This window comes from Dyadobacter sp. 22481 (genome assembly GCF_052044875.1).
GTDB classification, from domain to species: Bacteria; Bacteroidota; Bacteroidia; order Cytophagales; family Spirosomataceae; genus Dyadobacter; species Dyadobacter endophyticus.
The window spans coordinates 1,550,563-1,573,443 of the sequence record NZ_JBQENV010000002.1; the positions used below are offsets into that span (position 1 = coordinate 1,550,563).

Consider the following 22,881-nt stretch of genomic DNA (forward strand, 5'->3'; position numbering starts at 1 on the left):
TTTGGTCATTGGAATATGCTCTCTCCCGTTCACTTTTGCAAGCAGCCGGCGGTGTTGACGCCGGAATGTTTCACGATAAACTTGCAGAACAAATGAATGTAGAGATGATCACCAGGGAGGATCTGCAAAACCTGAAAAATGAAATCATTGCAGAGCTCAAATCAATCCTTTCCCACGAGAAGCCTTCGGATGGCACCTGGCTTAGAAGTGCGCAGGTAAGAAAGATGCTAAGCATTTCGCCGGGCACCTTGCAGAACCTTCGCATCCAGGGACACCTCCGGTTCACCAAGATCGGTGGATGCTTTTTTTACAGCCAGCGAGACATCGCTGCCATGCTCAACCCAAACAGTTCGGGGCGATGAAAGGGTCCAGCGATGCAAGCGCTGCCATGGATATGGCGGTACTTGAAGCAGTCAAATCCGATAACCGGCTGAACCCTTATCACATCAGCCTTTACACGGCTCTTCTTTACTACGGCAAAGGGATCAGGCAATTCCCGTTTCACGCAAGCCGCAGGAAGTTGATGGGTTTTTCACGGATCAAATCCGGGGCGACCTACCACAAGTGCATGCGGGAGCTGGTCAGCTACGGTTACCTGAGCTACGATCCTTCTTTTCACCCGCAATTGGGCAGTCGTATAGTGCTTACCGGAACAACTGCTACCTCCGATGCTGATCGATGAGAAGCTGCTGATCGAGCTCTTCGAGCAGAAGGACCGAAAACGCAGGGAGGTATTATTTGAGCTTTTTCACGATCACCTACTAGCCAGGCTCACGCGGGCCAGAATCGCCGACATGATCAGCGCCAAACTGGGCAGGCCAGGACTGATCGCGGCAGAGGACGTACGCTACTGCCGGTTTTACTTTAAGGGCAAAAAAACTGACAGTACTCCCATGCCTGAGCAAAAGCCCAAACCGAAGCCGGATCGGCCCCCGGTCGCTGAGAACATTCAATCCAGCGCGTTCAAGGTGACCGATCCGGATGAAATCAAGCTACAAGACCAATTTAAGTTCAAATCAAAACATTCAAACAAACAATGAAAAAAGAGTTTCACTTCATCGTCCAAGCCAAAGGCGGTGTGGGCAAAAGCCTGCATACCTATCTGAGAGCGCTTTCCCAGGCTGGTAGCGCCTCCCTTTTTGTCGACCTGGATAGCTCTACAAAAACTTCGTCCCGACAACTGGCTTTTCTGGGGCATGACCGGTTTGAAGCGTTCTCTCTGCTTGACAACCGCGAAAGGCTGATGCGGGATCTATTTATCGGCTACGTAGAAAGCCTGACAGATAGCCCCTTCGAGAAAGTGTTTATGGATTTCGGAGCTCCGGAAAGCGAACAGTTGCCCGCTTTGATTACGCGTGATATCGATTTAAAGGAGTGGTGTGATGAGCTAGGTATTAAGGCCATATTCCATATCATCATCGGTGGCGGCGGGGCGTATCTGGCCAGTATCCAGTTTCTGGAAAAGATGAGGGCAGCATTAGGATCAAAATTTGAAATTGTGATCTGGCAGAACCTTTTCGGCTTTAACCAGTTTCCTGGTTTATCCAGAGAGCTCGAAGATAACTGTACCGCACTCGGGCTTGACCTCAGACGTTTCGGCGACTTTGAGCCGGCTTCGCTGTTAGGCGGGCAGATACTCGACGGTATTCGCAATGGCTACACGCTCAAAGACTATCCACCTGGCGCAAGGCTCAGGCTAAAAAAGGAACTTAAAGAGAATTTCAGCGATGAATAGCCCGGAGCCAAACCGCCTCACCCAGACCAGGGGCAGGTATGCTGCCAAGTACGGTCACGAGATCGATGACTGGTCAGCCTTGTTTTTAACCGAAACTCAGGAGCATTTTCAAAGCCTGGAAATCAGGGTCGGAAAATCCATCGCCGCCATTGACCGCGCTGCATTAGAGCTGAAAGGCAGAAAACGGCACTTGCAGTTTCAGGACCGGTGGCAGGCGCTATTCTACGGCTTAGGTGTAAGTGCACCCTTTTCAATCGCAGGGGTCGTCGTATCAGTCTTGTTCTATGTTTTGATACGCCACGGGCAGCAGTATTTAGAGCGGCAAAGGATTTTGGAGCAGTATCCGAACGCGCCGGCTTACAGACTTGTCATGCAACATGGAAAGATCATCGAGCACGATGGCGTGTTGTATTTACAACTTGTTCCATTACCAAAAAAGGAGCAAGTCCAGATCGGTGAGCACTACCTCTATGATTCCCAGGGGAAGCGCGTGCTGGTGCCGCTTGGCAGCCAGTAAAGGCTAGCCTGTCCCCGCGAATTTTCGAACAGAAGCGCACAGTTTCTGTCGCCTTAGAACGAATTCGAATACTTTCAAACAATCTCGATTTTCTTAAGACGATTGCAAACACTTGCAAACGGTTACAAACATGGGCGGTGGTTTTCTCCCTAGCCAGCTATCGCCGGTACGTCGCAAAATGCGACTCCCCGGCGGGCTGGCCATGGGAAAACCCCTGGACCCCTGCTATTCGCCTATCGGCTCATAGCTAAACCAATAAGACATCATGGAAAATCAAATCAAAAAAGGCAGGCCGCCCAAGGAAAAGGACGCTGCCAAACGGGAGCACTTTTCGGTCTGGGTAAGCTCGGACCAGAAAAGCCAAATCAATCAGCTCATCGAGAAAAGCGGGCTTTCTGCCAGCCAGTTCTTTCTGACTTTGGCGCTGGATATCCCATTTAAAAGACCCCAGAAAAGAACGCTGCCAAAGGCCACTGCCGAAACAATCCGGATTCTCGAGCAGCTGGCCGGAATTCTATCGCTCGCTATTTTAAAGACCAAAGACCATCAGATGATCTCGACGCAGTGGCAACAAAGCAGCCAGCGGGTACGGCTGCTTGCAGACCTTATCACGCGCTGGGTTTTTGAAAGCTTCGAGATCCGCAGCTTTCAAAAGACGATTACTGACATCGACTGCTGGATTACATCCCTGTCGGACTATCTGGGCCATGTCCTCGGCGCGGGAGAAAGCAAAGTGCAAATCCTTAGGGAAGCCCAAGACATGTGCAGGTCGGCGCGCGAGCTGCTTTCAAAATATGAAAGCTACTACGCAGGGCCCTTCCAGGATCTTGCGTCTACCTGGAAGAACGAGGCGGCAGATATCGCCTCTGTCCACTACGAGATTGAAAATGCCATCAAAGAATTCATCCAGCAAACCAGCAAATGATTGGAAAAGCAGGACTGGGCAGCTACGCCAAAGGAATTTTGGAGTACTGCTATTACCAAAAGGGGCAGCAAACCACGGCAAGCGAGCAAAGTAAGCAGCAAAGCGTCAGAGGAGAGCTGATCTACATTCAGAACCTTGCCCTTAAAACAGGGCCTGATGGGACACTGGATCTGGACTACCTTGCCCGGCAGTACACAGACAACCACTCTAAAAACAAGAAGCTGACCAAATACGTCTGGCATCAATCGTTCAGCTTTTCGCCGGGCGAAAAGCCCGGCAACGACAAGATCATGCGGATCTGCAGAGAATTTGCCAAGGAGTTTGGCTTCGAGCAGAACCAGATGGTTGTCTTTAAACACGAAGATTCAGCCAATGAGCACTTTCATATTATCGCCAACCGCATCAATTATAACGGAAAGAATACGGCCGATCATTTTAAAAACTATGCGCGGACCGGAAAGTTCTGCCGCCGTATGGAAAATGAGCTGAGTCTTGTGCCGACGCGCGACATGCGGATCAACCGCGCGCTGGGCCAGCAGATTCATTTAGCGGACAAGGCGAATTTGAAGCTTAAATCTCTAATTGATCATTTGATGCCCCAGATCTCTTCGATCCAGGAATTGAAAGAACACTTACTTGGGCACGGATACAAGACCTATATCGGGCGGGGCATTGCATTTTTTCATATGCAAAGCAAAATAAAGATAAAGGGTTCTGATATCGGTAGGGATTACTCGCTGGGCCTGCTGGAAAACCGGATTGGTTTTAACGCGACGACAACCCAGAATCCGGAGCTTAAAAAGAGGAAAAGGAAGCGGAAAGGCTTAGGGCTTCATTTGTAAATGATAGGCTAAACCAAACCGTTGCCTTATTTTAGCCTAAAATAACCCATAACACCATGAAGCTAAAAGCAATTAAGTTCTTTTCCCCAGAGGAAAACGTAGAAAAAACCCAAAAGGCCCCAAAAGCGGCGCCACTTCCCGAAGGCTATATTTCTAATTCTGGTAAACTTGTTTTTCCGGCTGCTGTGCTAGGCGATCAGGGAATTGATCCAGAGTCTACCAATTTCAAAATCGGTACGCAGGAAGGAAAGCGAAAAATTAAATCCATTTATCTTGTTCCGGCTGCAAGTTCGGATCAAACCTTTTCCTTCGAAAAAAGCGGTAGGGGCCATGTAATTCCGCTGACTACCATATTGAAAAAGGGAGGTATCAATTTTGACGGTGAAAAACTGATCTTTAAGATCTCGACTTTTGACTTTGACCAGGCTACCAAAGGCTACGAGCTGGCAATTGAAACCCAGGCGCCCAAACCAGAATATACCGGAAAACCGCGTGGCAGAAAGCCTAAGGCTGCGGTTGACGGCGAATAAAACGTAATAAAAAATGCAGGTAACCGGTCCCGGTTACCTGCTTGATTTCGGGCCACATTTGCTTACCGTTTAAATTAAGCTAACCCAGTTGTATGTGCCCCCTGGGCACTTAATGAAACCGCTGGTGGTTTCATCCTGCGGCTGTACAAGCAGCCTCTGTGAAAATTCATTCGATCAGCACTGCAATCCCCACCTTTTCTGCTTTGCGCTCTATCTTTTGTTTGAGACCGTAATATCCCCAGTTCCGAAAAAGGAAAGGATCTTCTTTGGCCTGCTGCTCTTTCTCCGTTTGATCTACGAGCAGCAAGGTCGCTGCTTTGTTTTTTAGGCATATCTCGATTAACCTCTTACTGTATACGTGCTGCTTGTGGGAGACATACCGCTTCTCCGATTGCATCAGATTTTCGATGGTGGATTTGCGGAGCTGCCTTCTAGCGTTCTGGTTCATGAAAGCCATGGCTTTCTTTTTGCGTCGGATGGCAGTCTGGATCGCAAGTCTCTTATAGAGATATTCATCCTTGTTTCCGATCGTGTAGCGCTTAGTACCGACCGAGACCATGATCGGGTAATCCAGCGACAAACTCGCCTCGGCAATAACATCCTGGTCGAGCTCATGTTCACCCGGTTCGGTCTGAAAAACGGCGAGCATAAAGACCTTTCCTTTGTCAAGCACCAGCGAGCTGGTGCAAAGCTTGACCTGACCAGCGAGTAGCCTTTGAAGCATTTCCCGCTTGTCATGGCCTGTTTTTCCCAGGTATGTCCTGAACGGAATATCGAATAACAAAAAGTGAAACACAGCCCCTTCCTTGCTGCTTCTTAGCTTCTTGACATCTGTCCCTTTGAACGGGACCGGGATCTCTTTTCTAAAATTTGGCATTCCGCTTTCGCCAGTAGCAAGCGCCTTGCTCATCTTGTTAAAACTGGCAACCAGATTGCCATTCAAAGCGCTCATGACGTGCATCGGGATACTGCCTTTGTAATTTTGAGCGAGCACCTGGTAGCTCGTATTCATTCGGGATGTCGACAGTATCCCATATTCGTCCTTTTTGATATCAGAAAGCCTTGCTCTTACGCCTTCGGTCAGATAGAGCATTTCTCTGAGCTGCTGTTGGACGTAATGGTGAGTAAAAATGTGGTTAGCGGCTTTAAAACAGACGTATCGCCACTGGTAAAGTGTGTCGAGAATCTTTTTCTTCTGATCGATGTCGTCGGAATCGATCAGAAGCCGGATTTTCCGAGTAGTGAAAAGCTTTTCCATGATCTATCGCCCATTTTGTTTCCAATGATTTTTGACAAGCTGATATGCTTTGATGTAATGCTGCTGTACCTGGGTTTGCGGATAGCCTAATAAGGACGCGATGTCAGCAAAAGACTTCTTTTGGTCTTGCCTGAGTTCGAAAACTGCGGCCTGTTCACTGCTGAGTATATGATCGTAAGGGTACTGCTGCTTTGCTTGTTTTATAGGCACGGTCGCGCGGGGTGCTACAATTCTTTTAAGCTCCTCCACGGCCTTTTGGATTTCACTGGTCACATGCAGTGTATTCGCTCCTATTCTTTTCGCTACCTCGCGTGCGCTGTGCCCATCCTGGAAATGAAGGCTGGCTATCAACTGGCGCTGTTTGGGAAGAAATGAGATTGCTTTCGAGATTTCATCCCACTTTTCCCCTTCGGTGCCGCCGCCTAAATAGCTCTCCACATCTGGCTTTTCGCCCAGGAAAGGTTCCAAGTGGTCTATTTCCGTCATTTTCCGGTATATCTGATATGCCGGTTTTTGGACATGCTTCAAGATCTGCCAGCGGAGATTAAGGCGGATAAACCGGTATGCATGAGGTAGGCTTTCAATCTTATCACGATGTGCCCAGACTTTTAGGTAACATTCGTGCAGGATGCAGCTTACCAGGAACTCGTCATTGACTAGGCTCTTACCAACGTAGAAGAGGCTAGAAAATGACTTCTCGTAAAAACCTTTAAATGCCCGTTCATCACCATCCTTAAACCTGTCCAACATATCGATGTTTCCATCAGAATTGGCACGTAGCTTTCGAGTTCCCATATCGTACATTATTGACTTAGCAAGACATCACTTCATCTACTTTGGCGTCTGAAACTATGGAAAGCAAACACGTTGAATCATTTGCTTAGTTATAACTAAGCACAAAAATAACGATGTTTTTGGTTCTTGCAACCCATGCCCGAAAAAACAGATTTCGAAATTGCGGTGATAAATCAAGTGAGGAAAGTCCGAAAAGCTAAGGGCTATACTCAGGACGATCTCGCTATGTTTCTAAATCTGACCAGGGGGTTTATTGGACAAATAGAAAGTCCCAAATTTCCAAGTAAATACAATATTGAACATATCGGAATACTCGCGCGAGAAATGAACTGTTCTCCTAGAGACTTAATGCCAGAACAAATATAGCAAGGGGTGCAAATGAACCCCAAAATGGCAGTAGGCCTCAGCCTCGGCCATAGCTTTTTCTCTCCCCTGAAAGCGTCACTTTATATCTGACTAATCTTGAAGCTTAGCATATCGAATTGGAGGACAATGTTTCGTAAATCGACGAATAGGTGCAGCTGAATGCTTTTCGAGTATTCGCGCTACGGTAGAAGTTGAAATCTTCAAGTCATGTAGCCTGAACAGATGAGAGCAGATTCTGAGTTTTCCGTACTTGAATTCATCGCGTGCCTTAAGCACGAGAGTCTCGTCTTGGGGACGATACTTTTGTCGGCCCAGCCGATGCGGACGGTGAGACCGATCTGTAAAGAGAATTTCATCCCCACGTTTTATCCAACGCTGTAACGTAGATCTAGCAACCCCGCACCTTCTGGCAGCAACTTATACGTTCCCGATCTGTTTATAGAGGGCAACCCATTTTTCCCTTGCTTCTGCTTTCAGGTTGTCAGTGGCCATAACAACGCAATTTGAATCTGCACCACCTCATTTTTCTCACAACCCTCGGGGGAAAGTGAGAGGGATTGCGAGAAAAATGATCATTAATTTAACGACTTTCCGGAATTAGGCGATGATTCAAATATGACTTTTTGAAGGACTAGCGATGACCGTAAGTGTAGCGAATGTTATGAACCATCACAAGTAATCCGTGCGTCTACTCGACACTATGAAGCCTTCGCCAGAGACCAGTGAAGCACAGCAATCAATTTGCTCACCAGGTGCCCTACCAAAGTAGCATTTAGCCGACGCACATTCTGAATGGGCACCAACTATCAATGGATGCATAAAAGTGGCCGATCTTGAAGCGACTTCAACTAGACCTTTTCAGCTACTCAAACATCCAATAGTAGTGATCCTGTAGGCTTCCCTGCCGAAAAGATTCAAAACGGGAAGTTCAAATTATATTAAATTCTTTATGCTGAGCATACTTATCGCCAATTTTTAGCAAGATTTCCATATTCTCAAAGTAGTCCATCTCCCTCAATGATTCAATGAAATGATCCTCCAACAAAAATCCAAGATCAGCCAGGGCGTCCCTGGTAAGAGCAACATTATGCCTATCAAAACTAAATAGTTTATCGCCAAGACCAAAACACATTCCCAATGTATTATTCTCATCGTCAAACTGGCGATCTATTGCATATTTAGAACCCATATTCCTACCCAGTATGTCAAACAAGACCTGGTTCATTTCTAATGCATCAACCATAAATAAATCCGAAAGTCTACTCGCCCAATTCAACGCTCTCAACCGCTTTAAATTTGCCGGATTCTCCTTCTGCAAACCGTTACCTGTCCCAACCGATGTAATAAATAAATTCTCGGCACCAACGACCCAATTAAATCCAAAAGAGCCTACAGTGGCTATTAGAAACGCACGCCACGCCGGGTTATTTGCTAAACTTATACCACCGTCTATAAATGCCGATTCAAACGCGTAACCATGTCTAGATTTACTACTCAACATCATCGGTATAAAGTAATATGGCGCAGCAGAAGACGCCCTACAAAGCTCCCATATTTTCAATCTAGAATTGTGGTCAAAATAGATTCCATACGGATTGTTTGTAAAGGTCCAAAGGCTATATGTGTCTGCCCTTTTAGCATTTATTGCAAGTCCACATTTAACTTCTTGAATATCTCCGATGGCAATTTCGCCAAATTCACTACGCAAATAAGACTCAAAGGTTTCCGAAGAATAATTTTCTCTCAAAATTGCCCTAACCCCGGTCCAGCTTCTAGGAATAAATTTCAAGCGTCTACCGCTTCCAAAAACCTCTCCACCCAAACCCAAATAAATCCTAATTACATCATCAACCGACCTGCCAAGTGCGAGACAACTAGCAATAATCGCGCCTGTGCTCGTTCCACAAATCAAGTCATAATAATCTCCAAGCGTAACTTCCTGTCCATACCTTTCTTTGACCAATTGTTCTATCTTCCTCAAAATACCCAGAGTCAAAATTCCACGAACTCCCCCGCCATCCAAACTAAGAATTTTCTTCGAACCTCTCCGCTCATTAAATTTCGTATTCACATCTCCTATCATGTTTTTCCAGGAATTGTATATAATTAGAAATAAATTAATAATCCATTCGTAGAGTAAATAGAAATATTTGAAAATTCAAATATTTTGCGACCATTCTATTTTCCGACACCAAATAGGTAAGTTTACAACTAAATATAAAAGATAGAAGTTTGTAACCTTCACCCGACACATTACGTGAGCTATATCCTGCACATCCCATATGGGTCTCTCATAAAATGCAGCTAAAAACGCTCTTCTTTTAAGACCGACACGGTCGTTTATATCTTACCTAAAACTTGCAGAGCTTGAAACATTAACATATCTTTTTAATAATTGAAGTCTATTAAAGATCTCTGAATAGGTTAGAACTATTTCTCTGGGCGGGAAGTAGTAAGCATCACTGAACAGCATGTTTCTGTTAGATAATCTTCGAGAAAATCGTCTTCGTGAAAAGTTTTCTAGCAAGACTTCACTTGGTGTGAAACTACTTGACACAAGTTGGCTAGATATTAGATACCGATAAGCTAATTTATAGTACTCTCTTGATAGATCATCCCTGCCTTGTCCCTGATAAATAGTGCCAACTCGTTCCAGTGCAATTCCCGCATTAAACATCGCCAAATTTGGCCTCTTAGGAAGACCTCCTGCTAAAATCCTAGGAGTACCAATAGTCGAACTATCTCTCCGGTAAGTATCATAAGCTTCAAGATAGTCGATTACTGCCTTCGACGTATCCTTCACCCTGCTGTGCTCTTCACCAATCTTTATCGAAGTAGCAATATGTAAGCGAACAGCATCAACCGACTTTTGATCCCTATAAATAGATAACGCCTGCTGGAAGTCGATTAAGGGCTGATAATTTGCCAGCGAATCACTGAGCTTTAATTTAACCTTTATTGTGCCGATGTCGAAAAATGAATTGGCAACCTGTAACGTATCTTTACTAGCAGTATAATTTCTTTGTGCACTTTCATAGGCATTTAGCGACTTAACCAAAAGCTCTCTTTTTTCAAACAGACCATAAAATGCACCAATCTTATTGAAATTTAAGGCTCTATTTCTTAGCTCTTTGGTTGAACTCCCTGCAATTACCTCGATGGCTCTGTTGTAGTAACCCAAACATCTACTCATTACCAAGGAATCTCTGGAAATAAAAAACTGGTCTCCAATTTGTGATAGTAGAGTGCTAACTTGAAGCGGATCACTATTGGATAGCGAGCTAATAGCGTGTTCATACAATTTAACTATCCTACCAATATCCCCATTAGATTTCAGAGAACCATCGCCGCGCCAATATTGCAGAAGAGCATCAGCTATCTCTCTATATATATTTGATCTGTCAGCCATCCCTCCTGTTGAACGCTGTAACAAGGAAGCTGCCTGCTCGTAGTACCCAATTCCGCGTTTTTCAAAGAAGGATATCTTATCAGAATTTACGTTAGTGCTCAAATAGGCGTTACCAATAGTGATCAATATTCTAATCTTTTCATCAGGTCTTCTATTTGAGTTTTCCAGTAATACAGCCGCTTGGTCGTAGTACTTAAATCCTTCCTCTTGCCCCAAATCGTCTATTAGTGTTTCACCAATCAACATATTTACAATTAAACGTTCATCAATGGAAGAAGTCGGAAGGTCTCTGTAAACCTGAATTAGTTTCTTATAGTTCTCTAATACTCTTTCAATGTCATATTCTTTATTAGATGACGCAGCCTGCGCATAATATTTGCCTATTTTAGCATATGTTTTATTAACTAAGGCCGTTGAATCCGAACTCTTTTTTAAATTATTTGCCTTAACGAGCGCAGCTTCTGTCCCAGTCAGGGCGCGATCAGCTCTATCTTCGGAAGCTCGCGCCTTTTTTTCACTTTCTATAGCAGTGATTTTGTCACGATTTGCCGCTGTACGATCCTTCTCCGCCTGATAATAGAATTTTAAGGTAATTCCAAACAACAACGCGAAAAACAAAGCCACTAAAATCACACCAATCATTGTTCTATTTCGCCGAATTATTCGCCTTTCCGCCTCGGTGTCCCGTCGTTCCTTGCTACTATTAAGGTAAAAGACTGCGTTTTCATAATCCGGGTTATATCGATTCGCCCAAGTTTGATTTGGAGTAGTCCTGTTGTACCAATCTAACGATAGCTGCAATTCCGGGTCTGTTAGTAAGTTCACCTCTCCTTTCGGGTAGCGTTGAGCGTCATCCGCCAAGCGGAGATATATTTTTGATGAAATTGATTCCTCCTCAGCCCACGCCTTTAATCTGCTCCAACCTCTAATCAGGCTCTCGTGCGAAATATCAATTAAAGTGGAATCTAATAATGGATGTACGATTGATGGCATCAGAAATGATCGCCCCTCTTTCCGGAACGAATCAATGACCAACGCAATAGTTTCTTTATCAGTCTGAGCTATATCCCTTAGCTCCTTTACAGTAGCGGGAAGTCGGCCCTCACTTACCCCGCCCCCTCCGATCTCAGTTAAACGCTTAAAAGCCTTCTCTGCAATCACTCGCTGCTCTTCGTTCAATTCATGATAGGCTTCGTCTACATGAATTGACAAGGCTTTGTCCATACTTCCTACCTTCTCATTTTCATAATGCTTAAGGTCAATTTGTTCATCTGTATCTAATCTATTATTACACCAATATTCCCACGTCCGCATTAATGCATGCTGCAAAATTGGCAATCGATCTGGATCATCGCCAATGTCGTTAAGCAAACGATTAATTAAAGGAAGTGAAATTATCGCATCGAATACTCTAACAGGGCCAACAATAGCCTCGCGTCGCTCATCATCACTCATTCTGGGAATAAGAAACTGTCCACTATTAATTGCTTCCGGCAAACCCCAAAATTGCGCGCTTTTTCCCAAGTACTCGGACCGTATTGTTAAAACTACATAGATTGGTAGAGTAGAGTCTTTGGTGGCTTCAAGCAGGAGTTTGATAAAACCAGATGCCTCTTCTAGTTGATATGAATTTTCCGTCTCAAAGCGGAACAGTTCCTCAAATTGGTCAACAACGATCAGTATGTTCTCAAAATCCGGAAGCTCAGCCTGCCTAACTATATCACCTAAACCAAGAGAGCTCTTACGCAATGTCGATTCTATAGAATTTACTCTTTCCTTATCAGAAATATTTTTGGGACATATTTGGCATTCAGACAGAGAATGTGCTAAATTAAAAACAGGATTATTGATGGGCCGCATGATCGCAATGCGCCAATTCGAACCAGCACTCACAATAAAACCACTTTTTAACGCGGGCAACAAACCTGCTCGCACAAGAGATGACTTGCCACTACCCGACGTTCCTACAACTGCCACAAAACGTGTTGTGCGAAGCTTACTGAGTAAGCTATCCGTCAGGCCGTCTCTTCCAAAAAAAATATCCTTTTCATGCATCTCAAAAGGACGCAGACCGGGAAAAGGGCTTTTCACTCTTCGATCCTGCGATACCATTAATTTGTAATCTTCTGGTTAATAGATAAACTCTTCTCAAGATCACTTAAAAATTCGTCAAGCGAGGACTCAAGAGCCTGGCTGGGTATTTCATCATAACAAGGCGCAAGCAATTTGGCGGATTTAATAAAAAGGTTTTGCTTCTCTTTGGTTTCCGGATTTGTGATAAATATCGCCTTACACAAGATTTCACTCGTACGCCCCCAGCCTTTAACCCTGATCGTAGAGTCATATAGTCTTTCATCCACCCAGCCTAGGTGCGTCTTCCCGTATAATATCAGGGTAGCATCACAATACATCAAATGACTTTTATGGTGCTGTAATGCTTCATCCGTTTGAGAAAGTTGCTTCACCTCGTATCCTTTATGGTAGAGATATCTTGCCACGTGTGGGAAATAGTCAAAATCCGGCTTGTCATACATGATATATATACGTACCAATCCATCATCAAGTCCAGGTACTGGTTTTGACATTACTTGAAGTATTCTGGTTTTGAATCCTTCAAAAGGACGAATTAGTATTTCGGCACCGTCTTGCGCACTAGCATCGCTCTGTAGGAATTCCAAAAAAGCCTTTTGCCGTTCATCAATATCTTCTAAATTTTGGCTAACCCAAACCAAACGTTTAAAGCTAGTGTCAATCTTAGAGCGATCCGCGGCCCAAAAATTTTGTAAAACTGCTGTCGATTCAGTAGCACCATCTAGAATCATACCATACGATTTACCAAGCAAGTGAATTGACAAAAAGGAACGCTTTAAACAGCTTTCTACTTCAGATTTATAGGCGTCAACGTGATCCTTTGGGAGCATTTTGTCAGGTAACACAGTAAACCCGCGAGCTAAGAGTTCATTTTTTATCCGATCATATTCATCTCGAATGTCATACGTTGTATCCGCTAGAAAGATCGTTTTTTGAATATCTTCAAGAGATTCATCTTTTATTAGGGTAACTGTCTTGAAAATAGACCAAGCAATTTCGCCCAACTTGATCTTGTATTCCTCGAACCCCCGTTCACCTGACTCTTGGCCCAGTTCAAGAGGCACTCCAATTGTCTCGTCTATCTTATAAAATTCTTTATAGATAAAATCTTTTAATTCAAAAGGTCTCTGTTGTTTCGATGTGTAAGTCTTCACTACCGGCACTACCCGTGAATGTTCGCCGATAATTAGGTTTCCTTCTAGATTAGCTAGACGTAGAAATTCTCTCAACTCATCGAGACACCATGATGAATGCATGTAAGCCGGCGAAATAACACATAGAAATACTTTACTCTTACTTAGCTTGTCGTATATATCTTTCCTAAACGGTGCACCAGCCTGCAGCTTATTATCTCGCCAGACTTTCGCCTCCCGGCCCAACAGATCGGTTAGACGCCTTTTAAGTCCGACGTGAAATTTAGCTACCCATCCATTATAATTGTTACTATCATCGATGTTGCTAATGTGAGGATAACTGATAAACACATCGTAGTGAAAGTTCATGTTTTAGAAGTTTAGGGTTGTTAGTCAAAGGCTCTTCGGTTTACTCCAACTCCGCGATGAATTGCGCTATTCCCGCCAAGACATGCGTATGTTTCAACTCAAGAATAAAAGTAATTATCCCTAAGAAGCCAAATTAGGAGTTTGATTTTATACATTAACAGAAACACAGCATTATCATTTTGTAGATTATCACAAAAAAGACTAGTGGATTGACTGCGATAATCGTTCGCTGTGTAAGGGTAGAGTCGATTGTTTACACAATGACTAAGTGAAAAATCCATCAAAGACCTGCACCCGATGAACTAATCGATCATTGGTTCGAGATATAAACCAGCTTATAGTCTAACACGTGTTTACGAGACCAAGTGGCGTTGATACGCAAAATGTTTTCATAGTTCTGAGAGGAGATAAGAGTGATTACACTATTGAATTTAAAAAAAAAAAAGAAACATGTAAAGACTGCCATATGGATTATAGTAAAATTTAGTATCCGGTATTCAGATATAATATGGAAGCGTAAATAGCTGTCGAGAAGTCGTTGAGGTGGCCCCGAAAAGCGGCACACATTTTGGTACAAGATGATGCATAATGAAAGACCCAAAATCGGTGGAAACTCGTCAGAGGTACGGTGCTGAGTTTAAGCAAAAAGTGATCAGAATGCTCGTTTCGGGCAGAAGTATCAGGGAAACGTCGGAGGCTTTTGGAATTGCCGAGAACGTTCTCTATCGTTGGAGAAGAATGGCAACGAAAAAAACAAAATCGAATAGCGTCGAAAGTGGCAACGATAAAGCAGCGAAGCTAACTGCGGAAGTTGCGAGGCTCCGTGCTGAAAATGAGCGCCTGAAAACAGATCGCGAGATATTAAAAGCATTAGATATCTTGGGCCAGTCCGACTCAGGGATGTCTATGAGCTGATAAACTCGCTTTCTCGGGCGCATAAGACCTATTATTTATGCTCGCTTTTTGAGGTGATCAGGATGGCATACTATCGCTACCGTCAAGAGAAAAGCCACAACAACGATAAAAAATATAACCGGCCAAAGCATGAAATTCGGAAGGAGTTTATTCACAATTTCAAGCGATACGGTTGTAGGCGCATTAGGGATTCCTTGAAGCAAAAGGGGATAAAAATCGGCCGTGGGAAAGTTGCTGAAATAATGCAAAAATGGGGTTTAATACCCATTCATCCGCCAAAGTTTGTTCCAAGAACCACGGATAGTCAGCATGGAAAACGAGTATCTCCTAACCTTTTATTGGGTCTGCCCAAGACAAGCAAATCTCATTGAGTATGGGTTTCCGATATCACGTACATGCCTCAAAGAGGCGGCAAATGGGCATACTTATGTGTCTGGATTGATCAATTCTCACGGCAGGTAATTGGCTGGCAGTTGGGGCCTTCATGTCAGTGAGAACGCATATCTAGTTGGCGGCAGACTCATATTCACTAACCACATGACAAAACCTCCTTTTTACCATCCCGGTTAACTCCGACGACAATGTATATCGTCTCATTGACAACATTACTGTTTTCACGCACTTCGAAAACCGTCCCATCCATATAATAAGATAGATAGGCTCCGATCGTCTGCTGTATATCTGCATACTTCATGTTTCTCCATCGTCAGCAAGAACCCACAAGGTTTCCAGCTGCTATTCCAGCCATGAATAACTAAATGAATAGTTACTCCTAACGATATTTATTAAAAATTCACCGAACTGTGTCCGGCCTCAAATCTCGTTTTCATTTTTTGCCCAACACCCTAATCCCTTCAAAAATATCCATGTAAGGTTTTGTCTCCAATAGACGAGGAACATCATTTGCTTGATCGCTTATTCTTCTTTCAGCAGATAACGAAAGATCCCAGCCCAACGGAATAATCCCAGTCTTTCGATCCAAATTAAAAACGTACGGACTTTCATGAACAATTGAATTGACTTTGGATCGATTTGCATTATCTAACAGCGACCCGCTGAACCCCCGAAGATACTCTTTTACGGCGTATTGACGCGCATCTCCGCTATTGTCCCAGGATTTGAAAAATGCCTGAAGGGGTGCACTTAGTTCATAACTTCCCTTCAAAGGGTCAGCAATATTGTTACTAACAAGCTCGGAAGAGTTATTTATTGTAATTACCTTAATTTTAACTTTGTGCCTTTTGAGAGTTTTGACTATCGTGCTATCACGCGTTATACTGCTAAGTACTGAAAGCAGCGTGGTAGTTCCAGAATTATCGATATACCCTCCATCCACAAAGTTCGCTGCGTCCTTCCATGGCTCATTTACTACCTGCAAAGTTGCCGGTGGTGTCACAATTGGGAAGCGTGCACTTATAGACGCAGCCGTTTTAAGTGGGATATGCCGATACGCCTCTTCTTGAATATCGATGACGTTCTTAAAATTTGGATCTTCTTGAATACGTACCGGAGTAATTATGCCTTTCAGGCCTGACTCCGCATGGGTCGAATTCAAAAATAAAATTGGTAAGCGAATATGTTTTCCTCCATTCAAAGGTCTCCAAAGATCCATAAATGGTTCACCTAGGGTAGTAAATGCTTTAAAAGAGCCCTGATCATCCTCATTGGCACCGGAGAATTTCTGTTGTTCTAAATTGGAATAAGCCCTTTCCCAACTATCCTCGAGATACCTTGCCCGGTCGAGGGAATTGAAACCAACGGGCGAAAATTTTTGGAGCATATCCGGAATTAGCATCGCAGTAATTAAAGGAGACAAAAAATCATTTTTAAAGAAAGCATTGACGTCAAATAAAAATCTTTTGTTCCTGAGCTTATCACGATATTGAGCTGTGAAGACCACTGCGCCGACACTCCCTCCGGAAACGGCGCTAATAGCATAAACATGTCGAAAGAAGTTCGCCTGCGTGCTATCCAGTTTTCTTAAAACAGAAGCGGTCCAATATGCCGATCGAATTCCACCACCCTCCGTGGCGATGAGATAAACGGGAATAATACTGGAGGTATCCTTAAAAATGCTTCGGTCGACAAGGAGCGAGTCCAACCACCTTGAAAAGTGCTGAGGAACAGCTGGTTGGTTTTTCTTTCCACTATACGGCTCAATTGCTCCCTGCTCCCTCCCCGACGTGTCAAGCGTTCTTATTTGATGGTTATTATTATTGAATATCAGCATCAGCGAAAGGCAAATTACCGTGAAAGGCGTTTGGTACCTGTAATCCAAATAGTTAAAAAATCCGGCGATTGAAACCCACATAGATAGAGCAACAAATATGACGGATATTGGGCCAAGTTCACTGCTAATAAATATATTTGTTGTAGTATTTGTAGCTAGAATCGCAAAAGAAAATAAAATAATTACCCCAAGTCGGATCGAAAATTTGTGTATGGGTAATAGGTCCTCAAATCTCTCGCCAGTAATTCTTTTACTTATAATTTCATCATTGGATGTAAATTTTGTCATCGCGTGTACCACATATAGGTATATTGCTAAGACTACAACCAACGCAACTATATGGTAGTTAGCACCCTGAATTTTGCTCAACGTCGAAAAAAAAGATAATATCGGAAACAATCCTAGCGCAATCGGAGTATAATGAGTAAAATTACCAAGGGTATCAGAATCGATTATTGAATACTCGCCAATTTTTGGCAGTTGAATGTTTATTTCATTCTTCAATCGTGAACCCCTTGTGGAAAAGGAGTTTTGGCCAGCCTCATCCGCTTCTACGAGTGCCTCCTGGCTTTTTAGAATAAATAAAATCTTAGTACAGTACCAAGTTGTAAATGAAAATAAAGAAACACCAATGAACGCATACACGGAATAAGATCTATCCTGAACAAGCGAGTCAACCAAGTCCCGTATTTGATCCATCAATGTTAGAGCCAAGTGTGCCAGCATCAACACCAATAAAACAGGCCAAACAGTCCACAACATAATCAACGTACATCTCACATACTTATTCAAAAAAAATCGTTTAATAATCTCCCAAATTTGGTATACGAGTCGCGATAGATGGAAAAAAATCGCAGATAGTATTTTCATTAGTCCTTCAGTCAGTCTCATGATTTATTTTTGCTAATTAAAGTCCCTGTTCCTATTTTACGAATATTTAAATACACATATATAATGCTTTAAACAAATAAATGTATCTATTCTGAGCTTTTTGCCCCCTTTTCAGATTTCCTGCTTCCCAATATGTAGAATGAATAGCCAACCTGCGCCTGATTGAAGTTGTATTTTCGATTACCAGATTCATAATTTAATCGATATCGAAAAAACAGTCTACCAGATTCGGTCAATTTCAGAAAAGCAAAAAGCTCCCAGCAATTAAGCCAAGACTTACTATTTTTACCGTCTATCGTAGACTTTCCTGTGGTATAATTAAAGCCTCTTTGGGAAATATCCGAATTTTCAATTTCTCCATTCCACATTCTGAAAAATGTCCATCGATGCGAAAAATTGATCCCAAAACGTTCGTCTGGCAGCCATTGTATTTTAAATTCCGGATAAATTTGAAATGAATTTACCCCATAAGTATTAACCATTCCTGTACTAACTATGCGAGACAGTTTTGCCCCAAGAGAATTTGTATAAGTCTCAATTTTCTTCGTCGAATCTGATATTGAAGTTCTTCCAAACTTCAATCCCGCATCTAAATAGAAATTAAATTTACCGCCGACGTTTTCGCTATAAAAAATGTTCAAATCAATCCCGGCGGAGAAATTTTGGTGGCGGAGAAGTTCCAATGCTGTAAGGTAAGGCTTAGGTACTATAATATCTTTCAATATCATGCTGTCTCGCAAGCCAATTTGCTCTCCATTGTCATTCAAAATGGGCATTTTAGTAATTTCGGTAATCGTTGATATGCTGTCCTTGTCACGACGAACAATCAAGTCTCTATTATTTTGTTCAATTTTTGACAATACAAGTGTTGGAATTACATATTGCAGTACTCCACCGCCCTGCCCCAAGATAAATCTGAGCCCATTTGAAATTGCATTATTTTTGTAAAATATTAATCCTCGGTTAGTATTCATATTTATTCTTTTACTAATTTCAGTCTGAATAATTCCATTTGGCTTATCTTGATCTAGCCCTATAAAATCACTAAATATCCGCGCTTCAATGAGCCTTTTGGATGGCGATTTGAACATTTCATGCGTTTGCTGGGCTCCATCGAGAATATAAGTATAGGAATCGTCCACAGGAGAATAATCCCTCCTGCCAGGCTTGTGGGATAGATCATATCGAATCAGTTGTCCCAAATTAATCATTGTCCTAGATTCGATAGGTGCGTCTTTTTCTACTAGAAAATAGTTATGCAAGTCACCCATATTATTTTTCGAAGCAAAGCCTATACCAAACTCATTACTGTATACGCGAATTCCGTTACGGGCATTCCTGTCTCTGACGGTAACTGAAATATTTTCAAGAAATCCTTCAAATATTTCAAGTTCTACTTTCCGGACGGCAAGTAAAGGCGATTTTGGTACAACGGATTTTCCTGTTGAAATTTTCCTTCGGTTATCTGAATTCAAATCGAACTGATCAATTTCAGGATTGATTGTAAGAAATCCTGCAATTGGGCCTCTTTCATCCGTGGTTGATAAAAAATGTGCAACAGTATCATAAAACAGGTTTTGAATAATTGCATCAATATCCGTAGCAGAGATTCCAGCTGCAACAGCGGCTTCGGCTCGAAGAATAGGGGTAATCTCGCTTTTAAATTGATCGAATGAAAACGGCTTTAGTCTCAATTCAATTAATACGGATTCGTCCGATGATTTCTTAATCTCTATTTTGGTAAATTCATTTTCATCAATATTTGCTAGTATTATATACTGCTTTCCTCTGCTTGTAAAAGTTCGAGTAAAATCTTGTGCATAACCGATCGAACTGATTAAAAATATGGCTATTTGGAGAAATATTTTCATATTAAATGAGGTCTAAAGTGATTAAATCGGAGATAATTTTCATGGATAAAAATTAACTTTCAAATCTTGCAACGATACTTTCATAACAAGTTAATAATTTATTGAGGTTGTAAATATTTCAGTCATTTTATCCGGCTTTTGATATATAGTTAAAACCAGCACTCGCTGTAATGAGCAGAATTACGCATTGGTTCACTAAAATCCTACTATTTCCCATGGAACTCTTCGAATATGATAGGTTCCCAAACGAGTTTCCACCCGGCGTCCAAAATACAATTGGTCGCAAATGGGTTAATGAAAAACGTGAAAAACTCACGTGATCCAATGGTCTAAAGTGTGATCGACTGAAAACCCATCTAAAACCCTAATATGGCTACATTGATATTCTGAAATTTAATATAACTTGAATCCAAGTTATTTGAAAAGTAAGGTAAATAAGATTTACTCAATAGTTCACAGGGTCCTGAATATCACGTCGAAATTTCGATAAAGTTAGATTCGTGTTCAAGTGCCAAAGTCGGACTGAATTCGATCGAATATAGACGATATTCTACCCCTCAACTGAAAAAATTTCAACATATAAATCAATATGGCAACTCCCCCCCCAATTTCTCAGATGTTTTGAAGAAATATCAGCCAAGGTTGAGTCTCGGCTGCCGGCCCTTATTGTCTGTATACTGAACTCTTCTCGCCTTTATATCAACAACTGAGTGGTGTATTTTTCAAAGCAGGATGTTGATCGACAAGGTATCAATATTAATACACGAGATTACAAACGGGTCCATTATGTATGCCAACGTATGCGCCACCCCTACTTCGACCCGTAGGCTAAGCTCTTGCTGGTTGCAATACAGATATCGGATTTAGCTTAATGTTGTTAGTATAAATTTGATAAAACTCTACCTGTATTTTCAATTCAATCAGCTAGATTTTCCCCAGAGCTAATAGCACATGCTAGCTAATATTGTACTAACTCGTCTTTCTATCAACACATTGATTCCTCTTTAGAGTTGCGGTCCGTTGATTTCGCGAATAGCAGCATAAGTCCCATTCATACATAGATTATTAACTCTCAGCATCAAAACAAAAATTCTCTCTACTGTCCAGCTATGTCGAATGGTCAGCAACGTGTAATCGTCTGAAGCTTAACTAAATTAAAACTGAAAAATAGAGTGGATTCAGCGTTAACGATAAACCGTCGTATAATTCTGTCTAAATCTTATAATTGTAATTGAATCCGGGAGTGCGGAATCTATGGGAAAAATTGTGACGTTCCTGTTGCTCCAACTTGACATGATAAGAGGCCAGAGATAATCCAATTATCAGCCACTTAGCGAGAGATCGTGAAAATTGAGCTAAAAGCTAGCTGTTCTTTTAAGATTCTCATCAGAACATCTTCGGGAGGAGTTGAAATTTTTTTCATCGTCTTAAGGGAAGTTTGTGAGTAGGATTTAAATTACTTAAATGTCCGAAAAAAAATTTTGGTTAACAATGGCCAAATTTGCAAATGTATTAAAACTTATTATTCGGTATTTGATATTTCCGTTAGCAATAAGGTCTTATCTATGAGTTGGACGTGGCGGCGATTCCAGGTGGATTGTCTCAACGTCGCTTAATCCAATAGAATTGTTGGCAAGCACTCTGGTTGGCCTACATAATATAGACGAAAAGGAAAAAGTTAAATCACATCAGCGGTGCACATTTCAATAACTGGTAACTAGGGACATTAGCCGAAGTAGATTCCAAGCCACCGACAGTTTCATGTAAATTTTCACCGCTAGAGGTGATTGTATATGACTGCCTCATCTCCGTATAAAGCCGCGATAGGCTTCCCGGGTTTTGGGCCGCCATAGAGTGTGCAAGATGTCAGAAGCATTTTATTCTCGAGTTTATCTACTATAACAGATATTTAGCTGCCTCAAAAAACTAGTACGCACTTACCGACTACCGCAGGTGCAGTAGGCGTATAGCCATTGCCCACATCACTGTGGCAAGTGTATTTTGACATTTTCCTGAGCGCCCTGCTATTCATTGGCCGGCATCAAGACTGCCTCAAAATACCATATTATTCGATACGGCAAGGTCCTCCAAAAAGAATGACTAATAATTATCCAGCATCATTCTAAACTCGTGTCAGAGTCTATAGAATTGATTGGGAGATCGCATTGATGAACACTCTGTTCGTCCTGCACATTTTAGAACATTGGCTCACAACCAATAGCCTTTTCAACACTGTCGTACTGGCGAGTACCCATGGAATGTCCGGTCGTTCGCCGAACATCCTGCGTAAGCAAATTCACGAAAGCTTATCGCAAAACATCACTTCCAATAAGGCAACTTGTCAACTGTTACAGTACGGCCCATATGGAGGTATCACACTTCTCTCTTTCAACGCACTTTCGTAGCTATCGTTTTCCAAATTGCCAGGTGACAAGACCAACGACGCGACGTTAGACCTTAATCTTCTCGACCATGAATTTCCCGGATCGCGTCCCTAGTGTAACCATCCAAATGCTGCAAAGCCGGATTGGAATCATCACGTAGGGTTGGAGTGACGCCTTTTACATCTGTACAACAAAAATTTCCATAAATTAGGCAGGGCTTTTTGAAGTCAAAAATCAACCAATTAACTTTACAAAAATGCAGAATTATTAGGCATTGATAATCAGCTAGTTAAAAGAAACGTTTTGTCGGGAGTTAGGAGGTTTCGCGCATCATGGAAGGGAATTTCAAAAAAACCGGCATCATTCTGATTTTCAGAACATTAAGCCAGCTGTTCGAATCCCTCTCTCCCTCAATTTTCTTATTACAAATCGTTAAAATCGCCGAATTCCAGGCAATTGTCTGGCGGATTGGCTTCGGCGGGCCGGGTGAATTGGTTACTCTTAAAGCATCGTGCATTTAATCGGCAATGCCGTAGCTCGCTAATGACCGTTCCGAATTTTTTCAAGGTAGGTGGTATGGTTTTTGCCTGGAGGCTAGCAATCCACCTATTAAACCACTT

19 protein-coding genes and 2 pseudogenes are annotated in these 22,881 nt (G+C 42.5%); 12 read left to right on the forward strand and 9 right to left on the reverse strand.

Annotated elements, in window-relative coordinates; translation table 11 throughout:
• Positions 1-92 precede the first annotated feature (92 nt).
• The 8 genes from ACTJJJ_RS16535 (at position 93) to ACTJJJ_RS16570 (ending at position 4,549) form a co-directional block, all read left to right on the forward strand.
• Positions 93-362: a helix-turn-helix domain-containing protein gene (locus ACTJJJ_RS16535; RefSeq protein ID WP_440702373.1), complete on the forward strand. Its 270-nt coding sequence runs from the start codon at positions 93-95 to the stop codon at positions 360-362.
• Positions 359-682, forward strand: a complete 324-nt coding sequence (locus tag ACTJJJ_RS16540; RefSeq protein WP_440702374.1) for a hypothetical protein — start codon at positions 359-361, stop codon at positions 680-682. Before ACTJJJ_RS16535 ends, ACTJJJ_RS16540 begins: the two co-directional genes overlap by 4 nt.
• The gene (locus tag ACTJJJ_RS16545) at positions 669-1,040 is read left to right on the forward strand and encodes a hypothetical protein (protein ID WP_440702375.1); all 372 of its coding nucleotides are present in this window, start codon (positions 669-671) and stop codon (positions 1,038-1,040) included. The genes ACTJJJ_RS16540 and ACTJJJ_RS16545 overlap by 14 nt, the downstream gene beginning before the upstream one ends.
• Positions 1,037-1,735: a hypothetical protein gene (locus ACTJJJ_RS16550; RefSeq protein ID WP_440702376.1), complete on the forward strand. Its 699-nt coding sequence runs from the start codon at positions 1,037-1,039 to the stop codon at positions 1,733-1,735. The genes ACTJJJ_RS16545 and ACTJJJ_RS16550 overlap by 4 nt, the downstream gene beginning before the upstream one ends.
• Positions 1,728-2,252 carry a hypothetical protein gene (locus ACTJJJ_RS16555; protein WP_440702377.1) on the forward strand — a complete coding sequence of 175 codons (525 nt, stop codon included), beginning with the start codon at positions 1,728-1,730 and terminating at the stop codon, positions 2,250-2,252. Before ACTJJJ_RS16550 ends, ACTJJJ_RS16555 begins: the two co-directional genes overlap by 8 nt.
• 265 nt (positions 2,253-2,517) lie before the next feature.
• Positions 2,518-3,177, forward strand: coding sequence for a plasmid mobilization protein (locus ACTJJJ_RS16560; protein ID WP_440702378.1), 660 nt, complete (start codon positions 2,518-2,520; stop codon positions 3,175-3,177).
• Positions 3,174-4,019, forward strand: a complete 846-nt coding sequence (locus ACTJJJ_RS16565) for a relaxase/mobilization nuclease domain-containing protein (protein ID WP_440702379.1) — start codon at positions 3,174-3,176, stop codon at positions 4,017-4,019. The genes ACTJJJ_RS16560 and ACTJJJ_RS16565 overlap by 4 nt, the downstream gene beginning before the upstream one ends.
• A gap of 56 nt (positions 4,020-4,075) precedes the next feature.
• The gene (locus ACTJJJ_RS16570) at positions 4,076-4,549 is read left to right on the forward strand and encodes a hypothetical protein (RefSeq protein WP_440702380.1); all 474 of its coding nucleotides are present in this window, start codon (positions 4,076-4,078) and stop codon (positions 4,547-4,549) included.
• A gap of 166 nt (positions 4,550-4,715) precedes the next feature.
• Here the strand turns inward: ACTJJJ_RS16570 and ACTJJJ_RS16575 are convergent, their stop codons facing one another.
• Both ACTJJJ_RS16575 and ACTJJJ_RS16580 read right to left on the reverse strand, forming a co-directional pair.
• Positions 4,716-5,807: a hypothetical protein gene (locus ACTJJJ_RS16575; RefSeq protein ID WP_440702381.1), complete on the reverse strand. Its 1,092-nt coding sequence runs from the start codon at positions 5,805-5,807 to the stop codon at positions 4,716-4,718.
• 3 nt (positions 5,808-5,810) lie between these two features.
• Positions 5,811-6,602, reverse strand: coding sequence for an RNA polymerase sigma factor (locus tag ACTJJJ_RS16580; protein ID WP_440702382.1), 792 nt, complete (start codon positions 6,600-6,602; stop codon positions 5,811-5,813).
• 135 nt (positions 6,603-6,737) lie between these two features.
• Between ACTJJJ_RS16580 and ACTJJJ_RS16585 the strand changes: the two genes are divergently transcribed.
• A complete protein-coding gene (locus tag ACTJJJ_RS16585; RefSeq protein WP_426293330.1) occupies positions 6,738-6,968 on the forward strand; it encodes a helix-turn-helix domain-containing protein in 231 nt (76 codons plus the stop codon).
• A 99-nt stretch (positions 6,969-7,067) separates the two neighbouring features.
• Here ACTJJJ_RS16585 and ACTJJJ_RS16590 read toward each other — a convergent pair.
• The 4 genes and pseudogenes from ACTJJJ_RS16590 to ACTJJJ_RS16605 all read right to left on the reverse strand — a co-directional run.
• A pseudogene (locus ACTJJJ_RS16590) lies at positions 7,068-7,460 on the reverse strand (helix-turn-helix domain-containing protein); the annotation flags it as partial.
• Between the two features lie 436 nt (positions 7,461-7,896).
• Complete coding sequence (locus tag ACTJJJ_RS16595; RefSeq protein ID WP_440702383.1) at positions 7,897-9,039, reverse strand: patatin-like phospholipase family protein; 1,143 nt, start codon at positions 9,037-9,039, stop codon at positions 7,897-7,899.
• A gap of 276 nt (positions 9,040-9,315) precedes the next feature.
• Complete coding sequence (locus ACTJJJ_RS16600) at positions 9,316-12,489, reverse strand: ATP-binding protein (protein ID WP_440702384.1); 3,174 nt, start codon at positions 12,487-12,489, stop codon at positions 9,316-9,318.
• Positions 12,489-13,970 carry a TIR domain-containing protein gene (locus ACTJJJ_RS16605; RefSeq protein ID WP_440702385.1) on the reverse strand — a complete coding sequence of 494 codons (1,482 nt, stop codon included), beginning with the start codon at positions 13,968-13,970 and terminating at the stop codon, positions 12,489-12,491. The genes ACTJJJ_RS16600 and ACTJJJ_RS16605 overlap by 1 nt, the downstream gene beginning before the upstream one ends.
• 588 nt (positions 13,971-14,558) lie before the next feature.
• Here ACTJJJ_RS16605 and ACTJJJ_RS16610 point away from each other — a divergent pair.
• The 3 genes and pseudogenes from ACTJJJ_RS16610 to ACTJJJ_RS16620 all read left to right on the forward strand — a co-directional run.
• Positions 14,559-14,885, forward strand: a complete 327-nt coding sequence (locus ACTJJJ_RS16610) for a transposase (RefSeq protein ID WP_440702386.1) — start codon at positions 14,559-14,561, stop codon at positions 14,883-14,885.
• A 62-nt stretch (positions 14,886-14,947) separates the two neighbouring features.
• Positions 14,948-15,256: an IS3 family transposase gene (locus ACTJJJ_RS16615; RefSeq protein WP_440702387.1), complete on the forward strand. Its 309-nt coding sequence runs from the start codon at positions 14,948-14,950 to the stop codon at positions 15,254-15,256.
• A gap of 12 nt (positions 15,257-15,268) precedes the next feature.
• A pseudogene (locus ACTJJJ_RS16620) lies at positions 15,269-15,379 on the forward strand (hypothetical protein); the annotation flags it as partial.
• Positions 15,380-15,414: 35 nt separating this feature from the next.
• Here ACTJJJ_RS16620 and ACTJJJ_RS16625 read toward each other — a convergent pair.
• The 3 genes from ACTJJJ_RS16625 to ACTJJJ_RS16635 form a co-directional block, all read right to left on the reverse strand.
• Positions 15,415-15,579 carry a transposase gene (locus ACTJJJ_RS16625; protein ID WP_440702388.1) on the reverse strand — a complete coding sequence of 55 codons (165 nt, stop codon included), beginning with the start codon at positions 15,577-15,579 and terminating at the stop codon, positions 15,415-15,417.
• 132 nt (positions 15,580-15,711) lie between these two features.
• Positions 15,712-18,006, reverse strand: coding sequence for a patatin-like phospholipase family protein (locus ACTJJJ_RS16630; protein ID WP_440702389.1), 2,295 nt, complete (start codon positions 18,004-18,006; stop codon positions 15,712-15,714).
• Between the two features lie 86 nt (positions 18,007-18,092).
• Positions 18,093-19,877, reverse strand: a complete 1,785-nt coding sequence (locus ACTJJJ_RS16635) for a hypothetical protein (RefSeq protein ID WP_440702390.1) — start codon at positions 19,875-19,877, stop codon at positions 18,093-18,095.
• Positions 19,878-22,881: the final 3,004 nt, after the last annotated feature.